A 22,927-nucleotide genomic window follows, 5' to 3' on the forward strand; every position below is an offset into this window, starting at 1 on the left:
CCGAAGGCACGCTTCACCGTCGGTATCAACGACGACGTTTGCCACACGAGCCTCACCATCGACCCGAACTTCAAGCTCGAAAGCGACTTCTTCCAGGCTATGTTCTTCGGTCTGGGTTCCGACGGTACCGTGGGTGCCAACAAGAACTCCATCAAGATTATCGGTAACGAAACCGACAACTACGCTCAGGGCTACTTCGTTTACGACTCCAAGAAGTCCGGCTCCATGACCACCTCTCACCTCCGCTTTGGTAAGAGCATCATCGACGCCCCGTACCTGATTGGCGAAAACGAAGCCGACTTCGTGGCATGCCACCACACTCCGCACCTGGAATCCGTGAACATGCTGAAGTACGCGAAGGATGGCGCTACCTTCCTCGTGAATACTCCGCACTCCGCCGACACCGTGTGGGATACCTTCCCGCGTCCGGTGCAGGAAGAAATCATCAAGAAGCACCTCAAGGTGTATGTGATCGACGCCTACGCCGTTGCCGCGAAGACCGGCATGGGCCGCCGCATCAACACCGTGATGCAGACTTGCTTCTTCTCCAAGCTCGGTAACGTGCTCGATGCCGAAACCGCCATCAAGTACATCAAGAAGTATGCCGAAAAGACTTACGCCAAGAAGGGTCAGGAAGTGGTCCAGAAGAACTGGGACGCTATCGACGCCTCTCTTGCTAACCTGTTCGAAGTCAAGGTTCCGGCTGCTGTCACCAGCACGAAGGAATTCCGCGCTCCGATCCACGGCGACGCTCCGAAGTTCGTGAACGAAGTCACCGCAGAAATCATCAAGGGCAACGGCGAACTGCTCCCCGTTTCCAAGATGCCTTGCGACGGCGTGTTCCCGACCGCTACTACCAAGTACGAAAAGCGCGACCTCGCCCTCAACATCCCGTCCTGGAATCCGGACGCTTGCGTGCAGTGCGGCAAGTGCGCCATGGTCTGCCCGCATGCAGCCATCCGCGTGAAGGTCGTTGACGAATCCGCCGTGAAGAACGCTCCGGAAGGCTTCAAGTACACCCCGGCCAAGGGCTTCAAGCTCGAAGGTTCCGAAAAGCCGGTGTTCGCCATTTCCGTGTCCAGCTACGACTGTACGGGTTGCGGCGTCTGTACGCAGGCCTGTATCGGTAAGGACAAGACCGACGAAACCAAGAAGGCCATCAACATGGTGCCGCAGGAACCCATCAAGGTCCAGGAAGGCAAGTGCTGGGACTTCTTCGTCGATCTCCCGGAATTCGACCGCACCAAGGTCAACAAGAACCTCGTCAAGCAGGCCATGCTCCTCGAACCGCTGTTCGAATTCTCTGGCTCTTGCGCAGGCTGCGGCGAAACCGCTTACGTGCGTCTCGTTTCTCAGCTGTTCGGTGACCGCATGGTTGTCGCAAACGCTACGGGTTGCTCCTCCATTTACGGCGGTAACCTCCCGACCACTCCGTGGGCAAAGAACAAGGAAGGCCGCGGTCCGGCATGGGCCAACAGCCTCTTCGAAGACAACGCTGAATTCGGTCTCGGTATGCGCCTCGCTATCACGAAGCATGCCAAGCAGGCTCTCAGCCTCCTCGAAGCCGCGAACGTTCCTGCCGAACTCAAGGAAAAGCTCACGACCCAGAAGCAGGACGACGAAGCCGGCATCAAGGCCCAGCGTGAAAACGTCGCCGCCCTTAAGGCAGCTCTCGCCGGTGCTACCGACGAAGCATCCGTCAGCCTCCGCGACGAATTCGCCGACTACCTCGTGAAGAAGTCCGTGTGGATCTTCGGTGGTGACGGTTGGGCATACGACATCGGTTACGGTGGTCTCGACCACGTGATGGCAACCGGTGAAAACGTGAACATCTGCGTCCTCGATACCGAAGTGTACTCCAACACCGGTGGACAGGCTTCCAAGGCCACGAACCGTGGCGCAGTCGCCCTCTTCGCTGCCGCTGGTAAGCGCGCCGGCAAGAAGGACCTCGGCCTCATCGCCATGAGCTACAAGAACGTGTACGTGGGCCGTATCGCCCTCGGCGCAAACGACGCTCAGGCCCTGAAGGTTCTCCAGGAAGCAGAAGCACACAATGGTCCGTCCCTGATCATCTGCTACTGCCCCTGCATCAACCACGGTTTCGATCTCAACAGCCAGCTTCAGCACCAGAAGATGGCCGTGGATTCCGGTTACTGGACTCTGCTCCGTTACAACCCGGCTCTCGCCGCCGAAGGAAAGGCTCCGCTTATCCTCGACTCCAAGAAGCCGACGATTCCGGTTGCAGAATACATCTACACCGAAAACCGCTACAAGCAGCTCACCCGTAACAATCCGGAAGTGGCCAAGAAGCTCGCCGACGACCTCCAGAAGGAAGTCGATGCCCGCTACGCATTCTATGATGCCATGTCCAAGGATACCGAAGGGCTGATCAGCCTGTAGGGCAAGTAGACAGTAAACAGTAGGCAGTAGACAGGACACGTCATTGCGAGCCTCTTGTCATTCTGGAGCGAAGCGATAGAATCTAGAGGCGAAGCAATCCAGACCAACACTACCCTACCGGATACGAAAACTTAAAGACGAGAGTCAAGAGAAATCTTGATTCTCGTCTTTTTTTATGCTAAAAATAGTTGCAAAGCAATCTAATCTTGAATCTTGCTCTATCGAATCTTTTCCTGTGGGAATCAGCGCATTAGCGTTCCCACATGAATATCACATCTACAGGCCCCGAGGCTCCAACTCTAAAACTCAACGTATAATTCTGGGAGTCATATGTTGCAGAACAGATAACAAGATCCGTTCCTAAGCAAGACCAGCCATACTTAGCCAAATCACTTTCAATCTCATCCAAAGATTTGTATGTCGATACTGAGTTCACAAATACAATACCATTTTCAGTAACGGATGAACACACCTTATTCCTGGATAAAGCTTCCGGAGGCAACAGAACTGGACAAGCAGAAGTTACAAATTTTTTCTGCAAGTCACGGTCGCTCATGGGAGCTGTAACCGAGCGGAAATTACCGACAAATGTTCCCATCGTATAGGTAAAAGTCAATGTGTCATTAACAGAAATAAACGTTGTATAATCAGAAGCATCTCTTACATAGCGATAAGATTCCTGAACCTGTTCTTCTTTTTGGAAGCCACTTGCAATCAGCAACGTGTCAAACTTCAGCATTTCGTCCAAGGCAATTTGTTGCTGGGCTTCACAACCACCACTTAATGTCGGCTGCCAAGCAAGCGAAGATGCAGGAAGTTTTTGAGTGGCGAGGTCGCACTTGGACGCATTATTTTTTGAGTTCGAACAAGAAGCGTCATTGCAAGGTTGCGTTGCACCTCCAGAATCCGATCAAGAGCAAGCTATCAAAAAGGCAAGCACCACGCCAAATACAACAAACATTTTATTCATAATCATCTCCTTCTATTTGAGAATGTAAGAAAAAGGACCAACTTTGTCAAACAAACTCACGACCGAAACAAAAAAAATGTAGGAAGTAGGAAGTAGACAATGGTTAGTGGTTGGTGGTTAGGATTTTTTTATGCACTACAAGCCGGACTTGGCGAATTCCACTTAGGAATCTTCTTCGGCATCAACATCGCAGATAGACTCGTTATACGCCTTTAATTCGCCTTCATCTGTCGGGTTGAAATCATCCGGATGATTGATACAGGAATCAAGCAATGCGGTGTATTCCGCGACCCGCTTATCGTAAGCCTGTTTGTAATTCTCTTGATAGATGGCTAATTTGTTTTCGTACTCTTCAAGCAGTTTTTCGTAGGCACGATATTGTTCAGTGACATACGTCGTGCCGTCATCACATACGAGTTCCTTTATTATGATATCGAAACTTGGAGATCCGTACAAATACGTTGCGCTCGAAAATTCAGCTAGAGAATCGGCCATTTTAGAAAGGCAAAAAGGAGTCCCTTTAGGATATTTGCCAGAACAAGCATTCGGTCTTGAATAAACTTCATGCATAACACGTCCGGCAGCCAAGCTGCGAGCACTGGATTCTGCATTTTTTATTGCGTTAATTTTGGTTAAGTTGCTTGTTCCTTCTTCAGGAATCCTATTAAATACTGTTTTTTCCGAGCAAGTTCTCTGACGGCTACTTGATGACGCGATGGATGATGAACTTTCTGATTGTTCGTCCTCCTGACTACTGCTTGATACAGAACTGGAACTTTCTGGTTGTTGAATGTCCTGGCCTTGCGAATCTGGACTTTGTAGATTCACCGGATTGCTGTTCGAAATATCGTCAGAGCAACTAGCCCAAAAAAACGCTGCCGATATAAAAAAGACTTTATTAAATAATTTGCGAATATTCATAACACCCCCTTTTATTTTCAAAAGACTCTCACTACAAGCCAGTCTTGGCGAATTCTCCATGGAAGTCGCCTTCATTATTTTTCTTGCTGGAACTGGACGACTTTGCCTCGACAGTCTTTTCGGAACTGGAGGATTCTGCTGGAGCGGAGCTAGACGACTTCGCTTTTTTAGAACTGCTGCTAGTTTCTTCCTCTTCTTCGTATTCATTTTTTAGGCATATACCGGAATCATAGAATTCCAAGGAATCTCGAGGAGGATGACTTTCTAGTGAATAACAATAGAGTTCTTCTTCATCTTTATCAGCCAGCTTGAAATCGTCCGGGTGGTTGACGCAGGAATCCAGCAGGGACATGAGCTCAGCGGATCTTTTGCTGCGGTATTTATCATAATACTTGTCGTATGCTTCCTCATAGGCCGCTTTCTGTTCCTCGTAAGCCTTGACTTCTTTTTCGTGAGCCTTGAGATCTTCTTCGTAGCTTAGGTATTCTTCCGTGAGACGCGTTGTTCCGTCGGGGCAATAGACGGACTTTGTTATACTGCCTTCAGTAGAAAGCGCTCCGTATAAGGGTGGGTTACGATGGGCCAGCGTGTCTGCCATTTTAAAGAGGCAGAATGTTGTCGTATATGGGTAAAAGATCGTTTCGTAACCTTCGTCATAATATTTTACATGAAAAATCCGCTCCAAGACAGAGTCGTGGATGTCGATTTGCGCCCTCCGCTCGGCAGATTTTTCTGCGTCTTCCTTTGGATCCTTTTTATAGGATTCATCCCGGTAGTCTATCGGCCATATGTGATCAATCGATTGGCAATTAGAGTAATTCGAAGAACTGCTGCTTGACGATTTAACGTGGCTCGAACTGCTGGATTTGTTTCCGACGGTTGAGCTTCCGGAGTCTGTTGTTGGGGTGTCGGAGTTGGCTGTTGCGTCCTCGTTGTCGCTGGCGGCCTTTGTGACAGAATCGTTGGAACACCCCGCCCAGAAGAGCGCAGCCGATATAAGAATAATTTTATTCAAGAATTTACGGATGTTCATAAACGCCTCGTGCCTTTTAAGTCCCCGCTTCTTCCAATCGCTTCACGTGGCAGTACATCAGTTCCCCGGTTTTTTCGTCGCGGAGGTGCAGGCTGGATCCTTCGCAGTAGCGCCAGTACTTGCAGTCCTTGCAATCACCGGTCTTTGCCCAACTGTGGTCGCGCATCACCTGGTAGCGGTTCTGCCACACGTCCCACAGGTCATCCTTATAGATGTTTCCCTGAATAAAGTCGCCGCGCAGGCTCGGGCATGCCGAGATGCTGCCGTCGCAAAGCACGGAGGCGATATTCACGCCCGCCCTGCAAAAGTACGGGTAATCGCGGGCTTCTTTTTCGTAACTCCCGAGGAATCCTTCGCAGTCGGCACTTACTCCGATGATTCTCTGCTTCTTGACTTCCCTGATAAAATCGTAAATCTGCCGGAATTCCTTGCTTGTGAGCTGGAAAAGCGGATTGTCCTTGGCTCGGCCCTTCGGGAACACGGTCGCGACTCGCCAGCGCTTTACTTCGAGCTTGAGGAGCAAATCCAGAATGCGAGGCAGTTCGGCCAAGTTCCTCTTGTTCACGCAAGTCATCACGTCGAAGGTGAGCCCCCAGGCATGCGATGCCATGTTGATGGCTCGAACGGCCTTGTCGAAGCTATGCTTGTCGCCACGGAAAAAGTTGTGCGTTTCTTCGAGGCCGTCGAGGCTAATGGTGAGCGAGCGCAGCCCCGCGTTCATATACTTGGTGAAGCGTTCAGGAGTCATCGCAAGCCCGTTCGTGACCATGCCCCAGGGGTAGCCGCGCTTCTGGATTTCCTTGCCGCATTCCTCGAGATCGGGGCGCATCAGCGGCTCGCCGCCGGTAATCACCACGATGAACTTTTTCGGGTCGATGTGCGGCTTCAGCGAGTCCAGCACCTGCAAGAAGTCTTCGCGGGGCATGTCGGGGATGGCATCCTTGACGCAGTCGCTGCCGCAGTGCTGGCAGTGCAGGTTGCAGCGCAGCGTGCATTCCCAGAAGAAATATTCGAGCGGATGCGCCTTGGTTTCACCGTGGCGGTAAAGACGGTAGGCCTCGAGGGCGAGTTTCTTCTTCAGAGATAGCTTCATTTATTTTCCCCGTTATTTTTTTTCGGACAATCTACGGTGGCGACGCAATCGTTGTATGAATGGATTGTCCCGGCTGAGTCCGTGTAGTTTACGTCGTAGCAAATTTCAGGCCCGACGAACTGGCAGTTCGTCGCCTCGCACCTTTCGTCCGGGTATGGTGTGTCTTCCCGGAAAAAGAGGTCCTTGTCTATCATGTCGCGAACTTCGGGATCATCGTAGTAGAGTTTCGGATGTCTCAGGTACTTGTACCTGTTCTCGCATTCGATGATGTCAAAGGTCTTTCCCGATGGAGTCACGGCGGTGGAATTGTAGCACTTGTAGGAATTGCAGCCGTAGGTCGCTACGCTATCGTCGCTGTTTTCGCAGGCCCCCCAAAAGAGGGCTAGCATGGAAAGGAAAAGGTATTTGAGGAACTTGTAGGGCATAGAGCTCAGGGGCTAGGGAGCTGGGTCTGGTGGGGTGAGGCAGTCGTCAATTTCCCTCTTGAGGAAATTCTCGATTTTTTCGATTTGCTTTTGATAGTGCGGGTTTACGGTGGTGTCGCCGTCACAGATCTGCTTTTTGGCGAGAACGTTGACTGAATGAGAGTCTTTGTTCTTCTTCAAGATGATTTCGCCGCCCAATTCTTGGATATACGAAAGACAACTGGAGTCAGACGGGGATAGCGTTTCGCCTTTTTCAGCCTTGACGCTGTCCAGGAGGGTTGCCTTGTCCGTTTCGAACAATTCCCTGAGCTCGCCTGTTGTCGCGAAATCCGTTTTTTGGCAAAGCGGGGACGGGGGCGTTGCGCTGCTGGACTCCGGCTCGGCGCTGGAACTGGACTGGAACTTTTCTGGATACTTGGCCCTGTATTCTTCTTCCGTGTAGAGGGTTCGAATTTCGTCGCTGTAGAACGAACTTGCGGAATACGTTTCGTTATTTGTGCATTTATATACGGCGTATCCCAAATCCCTATGAGTACAGTCCGGCACACCGTACTCGGGTGCCCCATAATCAAATCCTACTATCAAATCATCTTCGAGGGAATCAAGTTCTGCCAATGTGCGGGTCTGGTTTTCTTCCAGCATTTTTTTACGAGTTTCCGTCCAAGAGCGTTTATCTTCGGCATCGAGGCAATTGTTGGTACCGGGAACGTTGGACCGTATACAGGTGATGTCTGGATTGCTACCCATCCGGTACTGGTCGCCTCTGAGGCTGGAACTGGACTGCTCCACTACGGCAGAGCTTGAACTTTCGGCAATGCCTTCGCTGGAACTTGATTCGGCGATACCACTGGAGTTTGACGTTTCGGAACTCGACGAGAACGCAGCGTTGTCGGAAGAAGATACTGGTGGTGGGGCAACTCCGTACAGGGGTTGTGCTTCGTCTTCGTAGGTGCAGCTTACCCAAAAAAAAGCGGTCAGCGCAAGAACGATTTTTTTCCAATGCCTGTAAAACATATTTTCTCCCGTATCGCAAGATGCCTTAACTTGAACGTTTCTTTTTAATATATAATAAGTTGCGATGATTGTAAGCGTTTTTCCCGTTTTAGAGGCACATGGCGTTGGTTTTGTCAGTCAAGCTGTTTCTTATGGTTCGCGCTATTGAACCGGCCTAGAGGGGCATTCGGTCGTAGGAACACACCCACCGTTATTTCGCGGGTTCCCGAACTCATCTAGGACAACATTGTCGATGCAGACCGAAGACGGTGTGCAGTTGGCGGCGTAAGATGCCGTAGGCTGCGGAGCCGTTCTCTCGACGCCTTCGGGCAACGGAAGGCGACTTTCCGATACGTTCACGATAGGTTCGCGCAGGTACTTTTTCCCGTCGTCGCATTCGATGATGTCGAAAGAAGTTCCCGCTGCATTCTTGGCGGTATCGTTGTAGCACAGGACCGCTTCGGAAGAATCCTTGATGCCGAGGCAGTTATCGATTTGTTCACCAAGTTTCTTTTTTATTCTTTCGCGGTCCTTGTCGCATTGTTCTGATTTCTGGACAGCTTCTTCCGGGGTTATTTGACTTTGTTCTGCATATTTTTTGAGTGACTGCGAAAAAAAAGTGGATCCGTCGCTGCATTTGATATCAAGAGTAATCTCGGAGGAAGGGCCATAGAGCATTACCGGCTTCTGTATGGTGTCCAGTATGCTTTTTAGGCATTCCTTGGTTTCTTCGGAAATAGGATTGGCGGATCCGGAATCGGATAGCAGGATTGCCTGGATTCTAGAATGTGCAGATTGTTCCGCCAACTGTTCCGCACTCATACCAAATGACGGGTTGCACCCGTTTCGGTTCGGCTCGCAGGAATCCGGAACGATTTCCGCTTGGTCCCTTATGTTGATGATCTTCGATATATTCAAGTTGCCTGACGATGAAGATTCTTCCTGAATAATCAAACTCAGAGACGATTCTGACGAAGATGAAGCTTTTTCTGACGAAGAAAGCGGCTGCGACGAGCTGGTTTCTGTCGCCGAAGAACTTTCGATGCTGCTAGAACTGATAGACGATCCTTCCGTGTCGTTCTTCGGAGAACTGATATCGCCGTCGTTGCTGCAATTGGCCCAAAACAGTGCTGTCGAAACAAGGAATAAATTTCTTAAATGCTTGCGAATATTCATAAAACATCCCTTTTTTCAGCAATATACCTTTTTTTCCCGAGTTTTACAGGCAATTACAAATTCCGTATTTTTCCGTGATTGAGGGCATGTTTTTTGAACAAGAAACGGGGCCCGAACCCGAACCCCGTTTCTTTTCTCATAGCTCATCGCTCACTGCTATTATGCTCCCGCGTCTTCGAGACGCTGCACATGGCAATAGGCCAGTTCCTTAGTCTTTTCGTCGCGCAAATGCAGGCTCGAGCCTTCGCAGTAGCGCCAGTACTTGCACTTCTTGCAGTCGCCAATCTTGGCCCAGCTGCGGTCACGCATCACCTGGTAACGCTTCTGCCACACATCCCAGAGGTCATCCTTGTAGATGTTGCCCTGAATGTAGTCGCCGCGCAAGCTCGGGCATGCCGAAATGCTGCCATCGCAAAGCACCGAGGACACGTTCACGCCGGCACGGCAGAAGAACGGGTAGTTGCGTGCATCCTTCTCGTAGCTGCCGAGGAAGCCTTCGCAACCGTAGTTCACACTGATGACGTTCAACTTCTTGACTTCGCGGATAAAGTCGAATACCTGGCGGAATTCCTGATTCGTCATCTGGAACAGCGGATTGTCCTTGGCACGGCCCTTCGGGAACACCGTCGCGATACGCCAGCGTTTCACTCCGATTTTCAGGAGCATATCGAGAATCTTCGGGAGTTCCTTGAGGTTCTGGCGGTTCACGCAGGTCATCACGTCGTAAGTAAGCCCCGGCGTGTGCGCCGCCATGTCGATGGCGCGCAGCGCTCGCTCAAAGCTATGCGGGTCGCCACGGAAATGGTTGTGGCTATCTTGCAAGCCGTCGAGGCTGATGGTGATTGAGCGGAGCCCCGCGTTCAAAAGCTTCACGAATCGTTCGGGCGTCATGGCAAGCCCGTTAGTCACCATGCCCCAGGGGTAGCCGCGCTTCTTGATTTCTTGACCGCATTCCTCGAGGTCGGGGCGCATGAGCGGTTCGCCACCAGTAATCACCACGATAAAGTGCTTGGGGTCGATGTGCGGGGCGAGCTTGTCCAGCACGTTCATGAAGTCTTCACGAGGCATGTCGGGGATGGCATCCTTGACACAGTCGCTACCGCAATGCAGGCAGTGCAAGTTGCAGCGCAACGTGCATTCCCAGAAAAAATAAGTGAGGGGGTGAGCCTTGATTTCGTTATGACGATAAAGGCGGTAAGCTTCGAGAGCGAGTCGTTTTTTAAGAGAGAGTTTCATAGGCTTTTAGGATCTAGGGGCTAGAGGTTAAAGTGAAAAAAAAGCAAATTCAATCTTTAATATAATATCTAAATTCAATTTTTGTCCTCGTTGATGCGGTATCTTGTATTAAACTCGATTTGGTCATAAGTTTTTCCGTCGCTACAGGTGTATTTCTTTTGTGTAGAAGATAATAAACTGTAATCTACGCAACCATTTTCATTGCATTCAGAAGGGGGATTGTGTTCTGAATCGACCTGTGCCGTTGCTTCGGTACATGTTTTTGAATCGCATTTATATTGTTTGCAAGATATGGCGTAAATCTTGTTTGTGTATTCTGAGCTTTTGCTGCTAAACAGGGAGTCGAAATCGCAGGTGGCTGCGGTGTCGGTCAGGTTGCATGGTGTTTGTGGCGCGTAAACCGCGGAAAAACTGCTGTAGGAGAGTGCCTCGCTGCTGGAACTGTAAGCTTCAATGCTGCTGGAACTGCTTAAGTCGAGTGAAGGGGGGCATTCTATCGCTCCGCAACCATATGTCGGCACAGGAGTTTCGTAGCTTGAGCTTGATTCTACAAAGCTAGAACTTGTTTCTACAAAACTAGAGCTTGATTCCTCGCCATTTGCCTCGCTGCTCACGGGAATCGACGAGCAGAGTCCAGTGTCGCAGGGCACTTCGATTCCGTATAGGGCTGGGGACACTTGGGGGTCATCTTCTGCTGAAGACGAAGTGTTGTCACAACTGGCCCAGAAAAATCCGGTCAGTGCGAGTGCAATCTTTTTCCAATGTTTGTAGAACATAGATATGGTTATTGTCTAGTGGGTGTCTTCTTTTTCGTAATATCTTGACTCGATTTCGTCTTGGGGGATAGGGTTGCCTTGAGCATCGTAGCAGCTCATAACCGTTTCGTTTTCTTGTTTGTAGCAAGAAGCTCCATCTTCACATTTGTAATAATCGGTACATGGATCACGAGGGATGAATGTGCATTTTTCATCTTTGTCAGGAGATTCATAATCTTCTGGGTTCTCGCAAAAATAAAAGTCGATACCATATTCAGGGCAACCTCCCCCTTTAAAGGTGCATGCGGTTTTCTCATCGCTGGATGACGAATCGTCGCCACAACCGAACCAGAACAGGGCTGCTATTGCAAGAACAAATTTTTTCCAATGTTTTCGAAACATGGTTAGTAAACAGTGGTTAGTGGTTGGTGGTTAGGAATTAGGAGTTGATTGTGCGTTGTTTGTTTCTCTGGCGAGACATTGCTTGAGCTGCTGTTCAAGTTCCTTGAACCTGTCCTCGAAAATCTTATTGATTTCTTCGTCCAGAGCGGGCTTGTTTGCTTCCCATTCTTCCATCATCTTCTGGTATTTCTTGTATTCTTCCGTAGGCTGTTTGGTGCCGTCGCTGCAAACCTCTTCTACGGTAACTGCTACAGGGGCGCCGTACAGGGCGACAAAGCGCTCAAGCGAGTCTTTCATTTCCTTGAGGCATTGGGGGAAGTTGCTCCAGTTGATTCTGTCAAGAGGCGCTTCGGCCCGTTCTGCCTTTGGACGCGGGTCGACAATGCTGTCGATGACGTCTACCATTTCCATCTCAGCCTGCTGTTTTGCGTTCATCTTCAAAATGTCGGCCGAATAGGCTGGCGGGTAATAGCTTACGATCGAATCGCCGGGCACACAAGTCTTTTCCGTTACAGATACACCATAAAGTGTATCTGACGGCACGCTATTCGGATCAATGCTTGAACTCGATTCTCCGAATACGGGTAAATCTCCGTAAAGAGGGGCGAAATCTTCGATGCTGGAACTTTCGGGCTTGGCCGCCTTGGAACTGGACGATGCAATCGTTGTGCTGGAACCGGATCCTGCCGCATTGCCGGATGCGGATTCTTCCGAACTGGACGAAGGTGTCGTTTCGTCGGGACCGGGTACGGGAGTGCCGCAAACATCCGACGGGCAGCCGTATTCGGGAGCGCTGTAACTGACAGAGGAAGAATCGTCGCAACTGGCCCAGAAGAGGGCGACCGTGGTGAGCAGAACTTTTTTCAAGTATTTGTTTAACATAATGGTGTTCGGTTGAAATAAAGAGTCTGTTAAGTTTCGGGTTTTTCAGGGCAGTTGATGGATGGGTAGCATCCACCGATGGGTTGTTCGTTCCCGTTTTCATCTATGGTAAATGCGTCAATGCAAATGTCCGCTTCTCTAGTGCAGTTTTGGGCATAACCGTAACCTGACGCTGGAGTAGGTGGAACAGGATTAACACCTTCGGGCAATTCCTTTTGCGTTTCGGGAAGGTCCATGTATAGGTTTTGGAATCTCAGGTATTTTTTTCCGTCTTTGCATGCAATGATGTCGAATACCTTGCCCGAATCGTTTACGGCAGTATCGTTGTAACAATATACAGCCATTCCACCATAAGTCGGTACAGGGACTTCGAAACTGGAACTGGATTCTGCAACATCGCTAGAACTTGAAATAGTCCCTTCGGAGCTGGAACTGCTGGGAAACTCGGCTAAATACTCTTCCAGTGTATAGAGCTTATCGCGACCTTGCTTATCGCGACCTTGTACTAGGGCCCCGTCGCCCTCTTTTAGGACCGATATACTACTATGCGCTTTGCGTTGAATCCCGTCGGAGCATATATAGTTCGCAATATAATCATATCGGAGACAATTGGGAACTGTAAGGGTTCCATAAATTGCATTTGCATTGGTAAAAGCTAGTAGAGTTTCTGTTTTTAGCTGTTTTTTGGAGTGTGCCTGGTTTCTGTACTGTAAACATTCGCCTGTTTCGTTCAAGCCTATTGAGGAACAAACTACGTTCGTATCACTGGCAAGATGATGAGTGCCAGAAAATTTTATGCTGGAACTTTCGGGCTTGGCGGCCTCGGAACTTGACGATGCAATAGCCTCGCTAGAACTAGACTGCGCATCATTTGCCCCGCTGCTTTCGGGAATTTCCATACAAGTATCCGAGTCGCAGACCACCCCGTATGTGGGAGCTTCAACAACAAGGCTTTTTGCAGATGAGGAATCATCGCAACTGGTCCAAAACATTGCGGCCAACGTAAGAGCAAATTTTTTCCAGTGATTATAGAACATATATTTTCTCAGTTATGTGTAATAATTAATTCGGCTTTTCGGGGCAGTCGATGATGGGGTGGCAGCCGGCAAGCGAATCTTGCTCGGCTGGAATGTTGGGATTCCGTTCGATGCAAATGTCCGATTCGCTTGTGCAGTTCGCTGCTCTGGTTGTACCGGCCGTGGGCGCAAAGACCTGGACTCCGTCTGGAAGGGGCGTGTCCTTGGTTGCATCATAGGGATTCCTTAGGTATTTTTTCTTGGATGACTCGATGATGCCATCGCCCGACTTTGGCCCGCATTCGATAATCTCGAATTCAACCCCTTCCGCATTGTTTTCGGTAGTGTTGAAACAGTTGTATGTAATTCCGTACAACGTGGAACTCATGCGGAGTTCGCTGCTGGAACTGGTGGAGGGAACTCCGTACGCCGGCACACTCATGCGGATTACACTGCTGGAACTTTCGGTTGAGGAACTGCTTTTGGGCCTGATGCTGGAACTGGTGGAGGGAACTCCGTACGCCGGCACACTCATGCGGATTACACTGCTGGAACTTTCGGTTGAGGAACTGCTTTTGGGCCTGATGCTGGAACTGGTGGAGGGAACTCCGTACGCCGGCACACTCATGCGGATTTCGCTGCTGGAACTTTCGGCAGAAGAACTGCTTTCGGGCCTGATGCTGGAACTGGTGAAGGGGATCCCGTACATCGTGGAACTCATGCGGATTTCGCTGCTGGACGAACTGTATTCCGGATTCGAATTGTTATCACCGCCCGTGACGGATATTGTGTCTCCGCAACTGCTCCAAAAGAATGCAGTCAGCGCGACGGCGAATTTTTCAAAGTGTTTGTAGAACATGGCTTATTTCCTCCTATCCTCAAATCTACCCGATTGATAATCTTTATTTGTTCTTAGTTGTCCTGCTTATTCACGGGAGCGTCGTAGTACATCTGGAATTCGGCTTCGTTGTAGACTTTGCCGTTGTCGCACTTGTATTGCTTTTCGGAAATGGAGACCACTCCGTACGCGGGGCAAACGTCTCCCGAACAAGGTAGGGACTGGTAGGCTTCCTTGGTCTCTTCCTCGCAGGTTACGCCGTCTTCGCACTTATATACCGTGTTTCCGTTGTTGTTTTGGGTGGCTTGACAGGCCGTTTTACTCGACACTCCGTATTTGGCGATGATTTCGCCGAGGGAATCAAGTGCTATGGGGGCGACTACGCCGTATTTGGCCGCGATTACGCCGTACAGGGCGACCATGGAATCGGCAGTAAACGGACCGCAAATATCCGACGGGCAACCGTACAGATCGATGGGCTCGTCTAGCAGGGAACTGCTGCTGCGCGGATTATCCACACTTGTGCTGCTTTCGGTGGCTACGCTGTTCGGCTCCGAGGTGCTGGATGCCGCGCTTGTGGCTTCGCCGGATGATGCGGCCTCGTTTCCTGAGGTTGCGTTGGAACTGGATGAGGCTCCTCCGGTTACGGAACTGGAGGGAGTCTCGTTTTCAACCGAGACCGGACTAGAAGATGTGTCGTCGCAACTGACCCAGAAGAATCCGGCCAGGGCGAGTACGATTTTTTTCCAGTGCTTGTAAAACATTCAACTCCTCCTTTTTTTTATTTCTCTTTGTTACAGGTCCCGTCGAACACGCAGGGCGGGCCGTACAGGGCAATGGGAGCTTGGATAGAATCCTTGTGAATGACTATTTCCTTGATTTCGGGCAGCGTGTCGTAGAGCATCTGGAATTCGGCCTCGTTGTAGACTTGGCCATTGTCGCATGTGTACGTTTTCTTGGAAATCTTGACCACTCCGTACTTGGGGCAAACATCGCCGTTGCATGCAGGAGCTTGCGTTCCTGTAGTCGTTTCTTCTACGCAAGTCACTCCGTCACTGCATTTGTATGTAACAGTTCCGTCTTTGGACATGGATGGTTCGCAAGTCGGTTTGTTCGGCACCCCATACTTAGCGATGATTTGAGTAAATGAACTTGAACTTTCAGGGCGTATTACGCCATATTTTGCAACAATCTGGGAGAAGGAACTAGAACTGGAACTCTTGGGGCGAATTACGCCGTATTTGGCGGCAATCTGGGAGATGGAGTCGGAGATGGTGACGGAATCGGTGATAAACGGACCGCAGATGTCCGAGGGGCATCCGTACAGGTCGACAGGCTCGTCCAAATGACTGTTGCTGGAACGGGGCTTTTTGACACTGGAACTGCTTTTGGCACTGCTGGCAGGCTCGGAGCTAGAACTCGAAACGCTGCTGGCGGTGCTTTCGGCGCTGGATTCCTCGCTTGCTTCTTCTGCGCTGGACGCTGCGCTCTTGGCTGATTCGCTGGATGCGGCGCTTGTTGTGCTAGAAGCAGCATTGCCGTGAGATTCACTACTCGGGTTCGAGGAACTGCTGGCCGCACTTTTTGCGCTGGACGTTGCACTTGCGGCTGCAACACTGGAAGTGGCACTCTTGGCCGTTTCGCTAGAGGCTGCACTTTTCGCTTTAGAACTAGAAGAGCCCCCCTCCCCTTCGGTATTCTCGTTGATGGAACTGGACGGAGTATCCTCGTTCACTGCAACGGGACCGGATGCGGTTTCGTCGCAGCTGGCCCAGAAGAACCCGGTCAGGGCAATGGCAATTTTTTTCCAGTGTTTGTAAAGCATTTTTTTTGTTCCTTTCGGTTTGTTGACGTTACAAATCCTTTTTAACGAACACGCCGTAGAGCGGAGCAGGAAGAGGTTCCGTTATTTCGTACTTGTCGTTGAATTCCTCTTCGGTAAGATCAGCAAACAGACTCTTGTAGGTTTTCTTCCCATCTTTTTCTTCAATGATGAATGAATCGCCATTGGCACATTCTACTTCGGTCCCGAATACTTCGCATGAAATTTTTCTTGTTTTCTTGGAATAACGGGTCAGGAATTCGGCCTCGTTATAGACTTTACCGTCACACATATAGGTCTTTTCGCTGATGGAGACAATTCCATAATCAGGACAAATTGTTAAGAGACCTTCTTCTGTTTCCTCGGTATCGCAGGGAAGACTTCCACTAATTTCTCTCTCTGATTCAACGCAGATTACGCCGTCTTCACAACGGAGTGTGGTTTGGCGAGTCGACGAATTTACATTTGTAGCATCGTTTGTTTCGGTTGTTAAATTGTCTGGATAGCAGGGCGTTCTTGCTGGTTCGGTAGATGACGATGATACGTCCATGTCAATTCTAACCCCATAAAGAGCAATTGCATGCATGCCTTCAAAGCTGTCGCTGGAAGATTGCACTTGCTCTGCCGAGCTGGATGCAGCACTAGAACTCGAAGTTTGACTCGCTTCGCCTGTATTACCTGTTTCGGAACTAGAACTGGGAGTTAAGGTATTCTCGATGCTGGAACTGGATTGCTCAGGATCGGGATTATTAGCTACTGCAACTGGAGCAACAGAAGTAGAGTCATCACAGCCCACCCAAAAAAACGCAGTCAACGCTAACGCGACCTTTTTCCAGTGTCTGTAGAACATGTCGAAAACTCACTTTCTCTCTCTAACATACAATATAACTTCTCTATTCCATAAAAAAACAAAAAAAAACATTTTAATGACCTAAATCATGCTTTTTTGCATGTAGATTGTTTCTGAAAAACATTTTCTAAAAAATTCCATTGCTCTATCATGCGTTTTGCTTAATAAATGGCAAATTTGCGCTCCCGCTATGACAAAATGCAATGGAAAAAAATATAAACAAGCCTATTTCTTTAAATCCGGTTAATATATTATTAGCAATATTGTCAACACTTCAAATCCTACAAGGGGTTGGTTATGAGAAAAAGATATCTGTTGCCGCTTGCTTCGGCGTTTTTCGCCCTATGGGCATGCGGTAGTGAAGAAGATTCCAACGTTACACAGCCACAGCAAGATCCCGTTGAACAGCAGGTCGTTGATGCTGTCAAGGCCGCTTTAGGGCCCAACGTAAACATGGATTCACTCAAGACTGCTAATCCGGGCTTTATTGATTCTATTCGCTCCGTTATCACTTTGATGGCAAATTTTGAGACGAATTTAAATTCTTCGTCTTCGGTTGACGCCATTGATGGATTGTCCTCTGGGACCCAGAATCCTTTAGAAACAGGCTCCTCGAGCTCAGACGCATCAACTCCCGCCAATCCAGCATCTTCGGGGATAAATCCTGCATCTTCTAGCGGAATTTCCAGCCCGGCATCTTCGGGCAACGCCCCTGTTGCAGGGAGTTCTTCGTCTAGCGAGCGCGGTCATCACCATCATGGCAGTTCCTCCTCGTCCGGCCCGGCTGCGGATCCGGCTTCCTCGTCGGTGGCTCCTTCGCCCACTTCGACTCCCTCTACGCAGGCTGGTTCGGACTTCGTGGAAGACCACCGCAGCGAATGCCAGATCGGCAATATCCCCTCTAGCGTAAACAACGCCAAGCTCCCGGACCCGTTTATGGGCCTCGACGGCAAGAGAATTTCCTCGAAGGCCGACTGGAAGTGCCGTCGTGAAGAACTCGGTGCCATGTTCGAAAAGCTCATGTTCGGTACAAAGCCGCGTAACCCGGAAAAGGTCGAAGGTTCTTACTCCGGCGGAAAGCTCACCATCAAGGTGACGGACAAGGGCAAATCCGGCAGTTTCTCCGTGAAAATCAGCAACGCGGGTACGAAGGACAAGCCGAAGCCGGCCATGATTGGTTTTGGCGGTGGCATGATGGGCGGTTGCGGAAGCCTTGGCAATGCAACGAACGGTCTCGACATCGCTCAGATTACTTTCAACCCGGATGACGTCGCCCCGGAAAGCGGTGGCGGCATGTTCTTCCAGCTTTATAACCAGGGCCAGGGCACCATCATTGCATGGGCATGGGGCGTGAGCCGCATTATTGACGCTCTTGAAAAGACTCCGGAAGCGGGTATCGACGTGAAGCACCTCGCCATGACAGGTTGCTCTCGCTGGGGCAAGGGTACGCTCGCTGTGGGTGCATTTGACGAACGTATCGCTCTCACGATTCCGCAGGAATCCGGTTCTGGTGGCGCTTCCCTCTGGCGTGTGGGCGCCCAGGTCAACAGGCAGAAGGGCAAGCAGTTCGTGCAGGGCCTGAACAGCGCCGGTACCGAAGGTAAGTGGATGATTTCTTCCTTCAAGAACTACGACGGCAAGGAAAATACGCTCCCGTTCGACCAGCACATGTTGGTTGCCATGGTTGCCCCGCGTGCGCTTCTCATCTTGGATAACGCCGGCCAGGAATGGCTTGGCGAAGTTCCGTCGAACTACTGCGGACAAGCTTCTAAGGAAGTCTATGACGCTCTCGGTGCAACAGAAAATTACACCTACAGCCAGGAAGGCGGCCATGGTCACTGCCAGCTTCCGAACGGACAGTTCGACGAAGTCAAGGACTTCATGAACAAGTTCTTGCTCGGCAAGGATGCCAAGACGGGTAAGATTGATTACAGCAAAAACACTCAGACCATCGATTTCAAGAAGTCTGAATGGATTGACTGGGATACCCCGACACTGAACTAAAAGATATTTTTTTGTCTCCCCATATAAAGGCATAGGCTCATAGAGGCTTATGCCTTTTCTGTTTTACCCCTTTTTTCTATCTTTACGCTCGTAAGAAAAAATAACGAGGTGACTAATGCTTATTCTTCGTGGTACGCCGGCTCTGTCGGATTTCCGTCTCCAGAAACTTTCTTCCGATTTCAAGGCTGCGGGGCTCTCTGTTGCTTCCGTTTACGCTGAATTCCTGCACGTGGTGGATTTGTCCGCCGACTTGACCGATGCAGAAACCGAAACCTTGAAGAAGGTGCTGCACTACGGTCCGGCCCGCGAACCCAAGGCTCTCGAAGGCGAACTCTTTGTGGTGTGCCCGCGTCCGGGTACCATCAGCCCGTGGAGCTCCAAGGCGACCGATATCGCTCACATCTGCGGTCTCCCGGCCATCAAGCGCATCGAACGCGCGATTGCCTACTACGTGAAGTTTGACGGCGCTGTTCCGGCTGGCGCTCGCGAAAAGATTTCTGCTAAGATTCACGACCGCATGACGCAGGCCGTTTTCGCTGACACCGCTTCGCTCGAAGTCCTCTTCAGCAAGGAAGAACCGCGTCCGCTGAACGTGATTCCGGTGCTCGACCAGGGCCGCGACGCCCTCGTGAAGGCCGACAAGGAAATGGGCCTCGCGCTTTCTCCGGACGAAATCGACTACCTCGTGAAGAACTTCACCGAGCTCAAGCGCAACCCGACCGACGTGGAACTCTACATGTTCGCGCAGGCCAACTCGGAACACTGCCGCCACAAGGTGTTCGGTGCCGAATGGACCATCGACGGCGTGAAGCAGGACAAGTCCTTGTTCCAGATGATCAAGAACACCTACCAGCTCCACAACTCCAACATCTTTAGCGCCTACAAGGACAACGCCGCCGTGATGAAGGGCGCTGTCGCCGGCCGCTACTACGCCGACCCGCGCAACAACAAGTACGACTTCCACAACGAAGAAGTCGACATCCTCATGAAGGTCGAGACCCACAACCACCCGACGGCCATTTCTCCGTTCCCGGGTGCCGCTACCGGTAGTGGTGGCGAAATCCGTGACGAAGGTGCCACGGGTAAGGGGTCCAAGCCGAAGGCCGGCCTCACGGGCTTCAGCGTCTCGAACCTCAAGCTTCCGGGTGCAGTCCAGCCTTGGGAAAAGGACTTTGGTAGCCCGTCCCGCATTGCTTCCGCCCTCGACATTATGATTGAAGGCCCGCTCGGCGGTGCCGCGTTCAACAACGAATACGGCCGTCCGAACATCCTCGGTTACTTCCGCACTTTCGAACAGGAAGTCGACGCCCAGAACGGCAAGGAAGTCCGCGGTTACCACAAGCCGATTATGTTGGCCGGTGGCTTGGGCAACATCAAGCACCAGCATATCGAGAAGGGCCACATCGACCCGGGTGACCACCTGATTGTGCTCGGCGGTCCGGCGATGCTTATCGGCCTCGGTGGTGGTGCTGCCAGCTCCGTGCAGAATGGTGCCGGTAACGAATCTCTCGACTTTGCCTCCGTGCAGCGTGAAAACCCGGAAATGGAACGCCGCTGCCAGGAAGTCATCGACCGCTGCTGGGCGATGGACGAAGAAAACCCGATTACCTTTATTCACGACGTGGGTGCAGGTGGACTTTCCAACGCCTTCCCGGAACTCGTGAACGATGGCGGCTTGGGCGGTAAGTTTGAACTCCGCAACGTTCCCAACGACGAGCCGGGTATGAGCCCGTTCGAAATCTGGAGTAACGAATCCCAGGAACGTTACGTTATCGCTATTGCGGGTGACAAGCTCGACGTGTTCGATGCGATTTGTAAGCGTGAACGCTGCCCGTACGCTGTGGTTGGCGAAGCCATTCCTGAAAAGCACCTGACGCTTACCGACAAGCACTTCGGCACGACACCGATTGACATGCCGCTCGGCGTTCTCCTCGGCAAGCCGCCCCGCATGATCCGTAACGAAAAGAGCCAGAAGCGCCCGCTGAACTCTACCGTGGTTCCGGCCGATGCCTCCATCAAGGATGTGGCTCACCGCGTGCTTGCAAACCCGACCGTCGCCGACAAGACGTTCCTTATCTCCATCGGTGACCGTTCCGTGACGGGTATGATTTGCCGCGACCAGATGGTTGGCCCGTGGCAGGTTCCGGTTGCTGACTGCGCTGTGACGAGCGCAACTCTCAATACTTACGAAGGTGAAGTCATGAGCATGGGCGAACGCGCTCCGATTGCCTTGATTTCTCCGGCTGCCGCTGCTCGCATGACGGTGGCTGAATCCCTCACGAACATGGCTGCCGCCTGCGTGCCCGATATGGGCCGCGTAAACTTGTCCGCAAACTGGATGGCTACGCCGAACTACGAAGGCGACGGCGCCGACCTTTACGAAGCCGTGAAGTCCATCGGTATGGAACTCTGCCCGGATCTCGGCATTACGATTCCGGTGGGTAAGGACTCCATGAGCATGAGCACGGTCTGGTCCGACGACAAGGGCAACCACCGCGTGACGGCTCCGATTTCGCTGGTCATCAGTGCCTTTGCTCCTTGTGCAGACGTGCGCAAGACGCTCACTCCGCAGTTGCTGCAGGATAAGGATTCGACGCTCGTGCTCGTTGACCTCGCTCGCGGCAAGAATCGTATGGGCGCCTCCATCGCAGCTCAGGTTTACAACAACCTCGGTGACAAGGCTCCGGATGTGGACAGCGCCAAGGAACTCCGCGCCTTCTTCGAGACCATCCAGAAACTCAATGCGGCCGGCAAGATTATGGCCTACCACGACAAGAGCGATGGCGGCCTCTACACGACTCTCGCCGAAATGGCGTTCGCTGGCCACGTTGGCGTGACGCTCGACGCAGCCTCTCTCAAGGGCAACCTCATTGACGCTTTGTTCAACGAAGAACTCGGTGCCGTTCTCCAGGTGAAGAATGCCGACCTCGCTGCTGTGCGCGACGCATTTGCCGCTGCCGGTCTCGGTGATACGGTTTCTGAAATCGCGACGCTCAACGACACTTACAACCTGGTCATCGGCGACTACGCCGAAGGCCTCTCGGATCTCCGCGCCATCTGGAGCGACACGACCCGCCGCATCGCGGCCCTCCGCGATAACCCGGATTGTGCCGAAAGTGAATACACGCTCAAGCTGGAACAGGACAATCCGGGTATCACGCCGAAGGTTACCTTCGACGTGGCGGCGGGTGCAAAGGTCGTGAAGGACTACGCCAGCCGCCCGAAGATGGCTATCCTGCGTGAACAGGGCGTGAATGGCGAACTCGAAATGGCTGCCGCCTTCCAGAAGGCTGGCTTCGAATCCATCGACGTTCACATGACCGACATTCTCGAAGGCCGCGTAAGCCTCAAGGACTTCAACGGTCTCGTGGCATGCGGTGGCTTCAGCTACGGTGACGTTCTCGGTGCTGGCGAAGGCTGGGCCAAGAGCATCCTCTTCAACCCGAAGGCCCGCGCTGAATTCGAGGCCTACTTCAACCGCAAGGATACTTTCACGCTCGGCGTTTGCAACGGCTGCCAGATGGTCTCCAACCTCAAGGACTTGATTCCGGGCGCCAAGCACTGGCCGCGCTTTGTGCAGAACCTCTCCGAACGCTTCGAAGCCCGCTTCTGCACGCTCAAGGTCGATGACACTCCGGCCGTGCTCCTCAAGGGCATGGCAGGCTCTGTACTCCCGATTGCGGTCGCACACGGCGAAGGCCGCGCGGAATTCGCTAGCCGCGAAGCCGCCGAAGCCTGCCTCAAGACTGGTCTCGTGGCGCTGCGCTATGTGGACGGCAAGCACGAATACACCGAACGCTACCCGCTGAACCCCAACGGCTCTCCGTTCGGCATCAACGGCCTCTGCTCCGAAGACGGCCGCGCCCTCGTGATGATGCCGCACCCGGAACGCGTATTCCGTACCTGCCAGTACTCTTGGCACCCGGCAGACTGGGGCGAAGACGGTCCGTGGATGCAGCTGTTCCGCAACGGCCGCATTTTCGTGAGCTAAGGCACCAGAGCCAGCCCAAAAAACACGCCCAAACAACACAAAAAAATCCGTTCCTCGCCCATTGCGAAACGGATTTTTTATTTCTACGAAAAAAAGATGTTCTCGTTTAAATTACATCTT

The 22,927-nt window shown here is 51.6% G+C and carries 19 protein-coding genes; 3 read left to right on the forward strand and 16 right to left on the reverse strand.

Going from position 1 to position 22,927, the window contains the following annotated elements; translation table 11 throughout:
- The coding region (nifJ, locus tag Q0Y46_RS06170; RefSeq protein WP_297945852.1) for a pyruvate:ferredoxin (flavodoxin) oxidoreductase at window positions 1–2,400 on the forward strand (2,400 nt) is incomplete at its 5' end.
- A 250-nt stretch (window positions 2,401–2,650) separates the two neighbouring features.
- Here nifJ and Q0Y46_RS06175 read toward each other — a convergent pair.
- The 16 genes from Q0Y46_RS06175 to Q0Y46_RS06250 all read right to left on the reverse strand — a co-directional run bounded on the left by Q0Y46_RS06175 (window position 2,651) and on the right by Q0Y46_RS06250 (window position 16,812).
- Window positions 2,651–3,139: a hypothetical protein gene (locus Q0Y46_RS06175; RefSeq protein ID WP_297945854.1), complete on the reverse strand. Its 489-nt coding sequence runs from the start codon at window positions 3,137–3,139 to the stop codon at window positions 2,651–2,653.
- A gap of 393 nt (window positions 3,140–3,532) precedes the next feature.
- On the reverse strand, window positions 3,533–4,291 hold the full coding sequence (locus Q0Y46_RS06180) for a hypothetical protein (protein ID WP_297945856.1): 759 nt from the start codon (window positions 4,289–4,291) through the stop codon (window positions 3,533–3,535).
- A gap of 31 nt (window positions 4,292–4,322) precedes the next feature.
- Window positions 4,323–5,324, reverse strand: coding sequence for a hypothetical protein (locus Q0Y46_RS06185; RefSeq protein ID WP_297945858.1), 1,002 nt, complete (start codon window positions 5,322–5,324; stop codon window positions 4,323–4,325).
- Between the two features lie 16 nt (window positions 5,325–5,340).
- A complete protein-coding gene (locus Q0Y46_RS06190; RefSeq protein ID WP_297945860.1) occupies window positions 5,341–6,417 on the reverse strand; it encodes a TIGR04133 family radical SAM/SPASM protein in 1,077 nt (358 codons plus the stop codon).
- Complete coding sequence (locus tag Q0Y46_RS06195; RefSeq protein WP_297945862.1) at window positions 6,414–6,806, reverse strand: hypothetical protein; 393 nt, start codon at window positions 6,804–6,806, stop codon at window positions 6,414–6,416. Before Q0Y46_RS06195 ends, Q0Y46_RS06190 begins: the two co-directional genes overlap by 4 nt.
- A 48-nt stretch (window positions 6,807–6,854) precedes the next feature.
- Complete coding sequence (locus tag Q0Y46_RS06200; RefSeq protein WP_297945864.1) at window positions 6,855–7,856, reverse strand: hypothetical protein; 1,002 nt, start codon at window positions 7,854–7,856, stop codon at window positions 6,855–6,857.
- A gap of 141 nt (window positions 7,857–7,997) precedes the next feature.
- Window positions 7,998–9,011, reverse strand: a complete 1,014-nt coding sequence (locus Q0Y46_RS06205) for a hypothetical protein (RefSeq protein ID WP_297945866.1) — start codon at window positions 9,009–9,011, stop codon at window positions 7,998–8,000.
- Between the two features lie 159 nt (window positions 9,012–9,170).
- Window positions 9,171–10,247, reverse strand: coding sequence for a TIGR04133 family radical SAM/SPASM protein (locus Q0Y46_RS06210; protein WP_295679564.1), 1,077 nt, complete (start codon window positions 10,245–10,247; stop codon window positions 9,171–9,173).
- A gap of 74 nt (window positions 10,248–10,321) precedes the next feature.
- Window positions 10,322–11,023, reverse strand: a complete 702-nt coding sequence (locus tag Q0Y46_RS06215) for a hypothetical protein (protein ID WP_297945868.1) — start codon at window positions 11,021–11,023, stop codon at window positions 10,322–10,324.
- Between the two features lie 15 nt (window positions 11,024–11,038).
- A complete protein-coding gene (locus Q0Y46_RS06220; RefSeq protein WP_297945870.1) occupies window positions 11,039–11,404 on the reverse strand; it encodes a hypothetical protein in 366 nt (121 codons plus the stop codon).
- 30 nt (window positions 11,405–11,434) lie between these two features.
- Window positions 11,435–12,271 carry a hypothetical protein gene (locus Q0Y46_RS06225; protein ID WP_297945872.1) on the reverse strand — a complete coding sequence of 279 codons (837 nt, stop codon included), beginning with the start codon at window positions 12,269–12,271 and terminating at the stop codon, window positions 11,435–11,437.
- A 44-nt stretch (window positions 12,272–12,315) separates the two neighbouring features.
- Entirely contained in the window at window positions 12,316–13,287 is a 972-nt protein-coding gene (locus Q0Y46_RS06230; protein ID WP_297945874.1) for a hypothetical protein, read from the reverse strand.
- A gap of 61 nt (window positions 13,288–13,348) precedes the next feature.
- Entirely contained in the window at window positions 13,349–14,161 is an 813-nt protein-coding gene (locus Q0Y46_RS06235; RefSeq protein WP_297945876.1) for a hypothetical protein, read from the reverse strand.
- Between the two features lie 53 nt (window positions 14,162–14,214).
- The gene (locus Q0Y46_RS06240; protein WP_297945878.1) at window positions 14,215–14,904 is read right to left on the reverse strand and encodes a hypothetical protein; all 690 of its coding nucleotides are present in this window, start codon (window positions 14,902–14,904) and stop codon (window positions 14,215–14,217) included.
- 17 nt (window positions 14,905–14,921) lie between these two features.
- Entirely contained in the window at window positions 14,922–15,965 is a 1,044-nt protein-coding gene (locus Q0Y46_RS06245; protein ID WP_295679580.1) for a hypothetical protein, read from the reverse strand.
- Between the two features lie 28 nt (window positions 15,966–15,993).
- Window positions 15,994–16,812, reverse strand: coding sequence for a hypothetical protein (locus Q0Y46_RS06250; RefSeq protein WP_295679582.1), 819 nt, complete (start codon window positions 16,810–16,812; stop codon window positions 15,994–15,996).
- Window positions 16,813–17,109: 297 nt separating this feature from the next.
- On the opposite strand from Q0Y46_RS06250, the gene Q0Y46_RS06255 reads away from it, so the two are divergent.
- Both Q0Y46_RS06255 and purL read left to right on the forward strand, forming a co-directional pair.
- Window positions 17,110–18,816 carry a hypothetical protein gene (locus Q0Y46_RS06255; RefSeq protein WP_297945880.1) on the forward strand — a complete coding sequence of 569 codons (1,707 nt, stop codon included), beginning with the start codon at window positions 17,110–17,112 and terminating at the stop codon, window positions 18,814–18,816.
- A gap of 115 nt (window positions 18,817–18,931) precedes the next feature.
- Window positions 18,932–22,807: a phosphoribosylformylglycinamidine synthase gene (purL, locus tag Q0Y46_RS06260; RefSeq protein WP_297945882.1), complete on the forward strand. Its 3,876-nt coding sequence runs from the start codon at window positions 18,932–18,934 to the stop codon at window positions 22,805–22,807.
- Window positions 22,808–22,927: the final 120 nt, after the last annotated feature.

This window comes from uncultured Fibrobacter sp. (assembly GCF_947305105.1).
In the GTDB taxonomy this organism is placed as follows: Bacteria; Fibrobacterota; Fibrobacteria; order Fibrobacterales; family Fibrobacteraceae; genus Fibrobacter.

Excerpts from the sequence above, each read along its gene's own strand:
- Q0Y46_RS06215 (WP_297945868.1), bottom strand. The coding sequence starts at position 11,023 with ATGTTCTACAAACATTGGAAAAAGATTGCACTCGCACTGACCGGATTT.
- Q0Y46_RS06220 (WP_297945870.1), bottom strand. The coding sequence starts at position 11,404 with ATGTTTCGAAAACATTGGAAAAAATTTGTTCTTGCAATAGCAGCCCTG.
- Q0Y46_RS06200 (WP_297945864.1), bottom strand. The coding sequence starts at position 7,856 with ATGTTTTACAGGCATTGGAAAAAAATCGTTCTTGCGCTGACCGCTTTT.
- Q0Y46_RS06210 (WP_295679564.1), bottom strand. The coding sequence starts at position 10,247 with ATGAAACTCTCTCTTAAAAAACGACTCGCTCTCGAAGCTTACCGCCTT.
- Q0Y46_RS06190 (WP_297945860.1), bottom strand. The coding sequence starts at position 6,417 with ATGAAGCTATCTCTGAAGAAGAAACTCGCCCTCGAGGCCTACCGTCTT.
- Q0Y46_RS06195 (WP_297945862.1), bottom strand. The coding sequence starts at position 6,806 with ATGCTAGCCCTCTTTTGGGGGGCCTGCGAAAACAGCGACGATAGCGTA.
- Q0Y46_RS06245 (WP_295679580.1), bottom strand. The coding sequence starts at position 15,965 with ATGCTTTACAAACACTGGAAAAAAATTGCCATTGCCCTGACCGGGTTC.
- Q0Y46_RS06180 (WP_297945856.1), bottom strand. The coding sequence starts at position 4,291 with ATGAATATTCGCAAATTATTTAATAAAGTCTTTTTTATATCGGCAGCG.
- Q0Y46_RS06175 (WP_297945854.1), bottom strand. The coding sequence starts at position 3,139 with ATGCTGAAGTTTGACACGTTGCTGATTGCAAGTGGCTTCCAAAAAGAA.
- Q0Y46_RS06185 (WP_297945858.1), bottom strand. The coding sequence starts at position 5,324 with ATGAACATCCGTAAATTCTTGAATAAAATTATTCTTATATCGGCTGCG.
- Q0Y46_RS06240 (WP_297945878.1), bottom strand. The coding sequence starts at position 14,904 with ATGTTTTACAAGCACTGGAAAAAAATCGTACTCGCCCTGGCCGGATTC.
- Q0Y46_RS06235 (WP_297945876.1), bottom strand. The coding sequence starts at position 14,161 with ATGTTCTACAAACACTTTGAAAAATTCGCCGTCGCGCTGACTGCATTC.
- Q0Y46_RS06255 (WP_297945880.1), top strand. The coding sequence starts at position 17,110 with ATGAGAAAAAGATATCTGTTGCCGCTTGCTTCGGCGTTTTTCGCCCTA.
- Q0Y46_RS06205 (WP_297945866.1), bottom strand. The coding sequence starts at position 9,011 with ATGAATATTCGCAAGCATTTAAGAAATTTATTCCTTGTTTCGACAGCA.
- purL (WP_297945882.1), top strand. The coding sequence starts at position 18,932 with ATGCTTATTCTTCGTGGTACGCCGGCTCTGTCGGATTTCCGTCTCCAG.
- Q0Y46_RS06250 (WP_295679582.1), bottom strand. The coding sequence starts at position 16,812 with ATGTTCTACAGACACTGGAAAAAGGTCGCGTTAGCGTTGACTGCGTTT.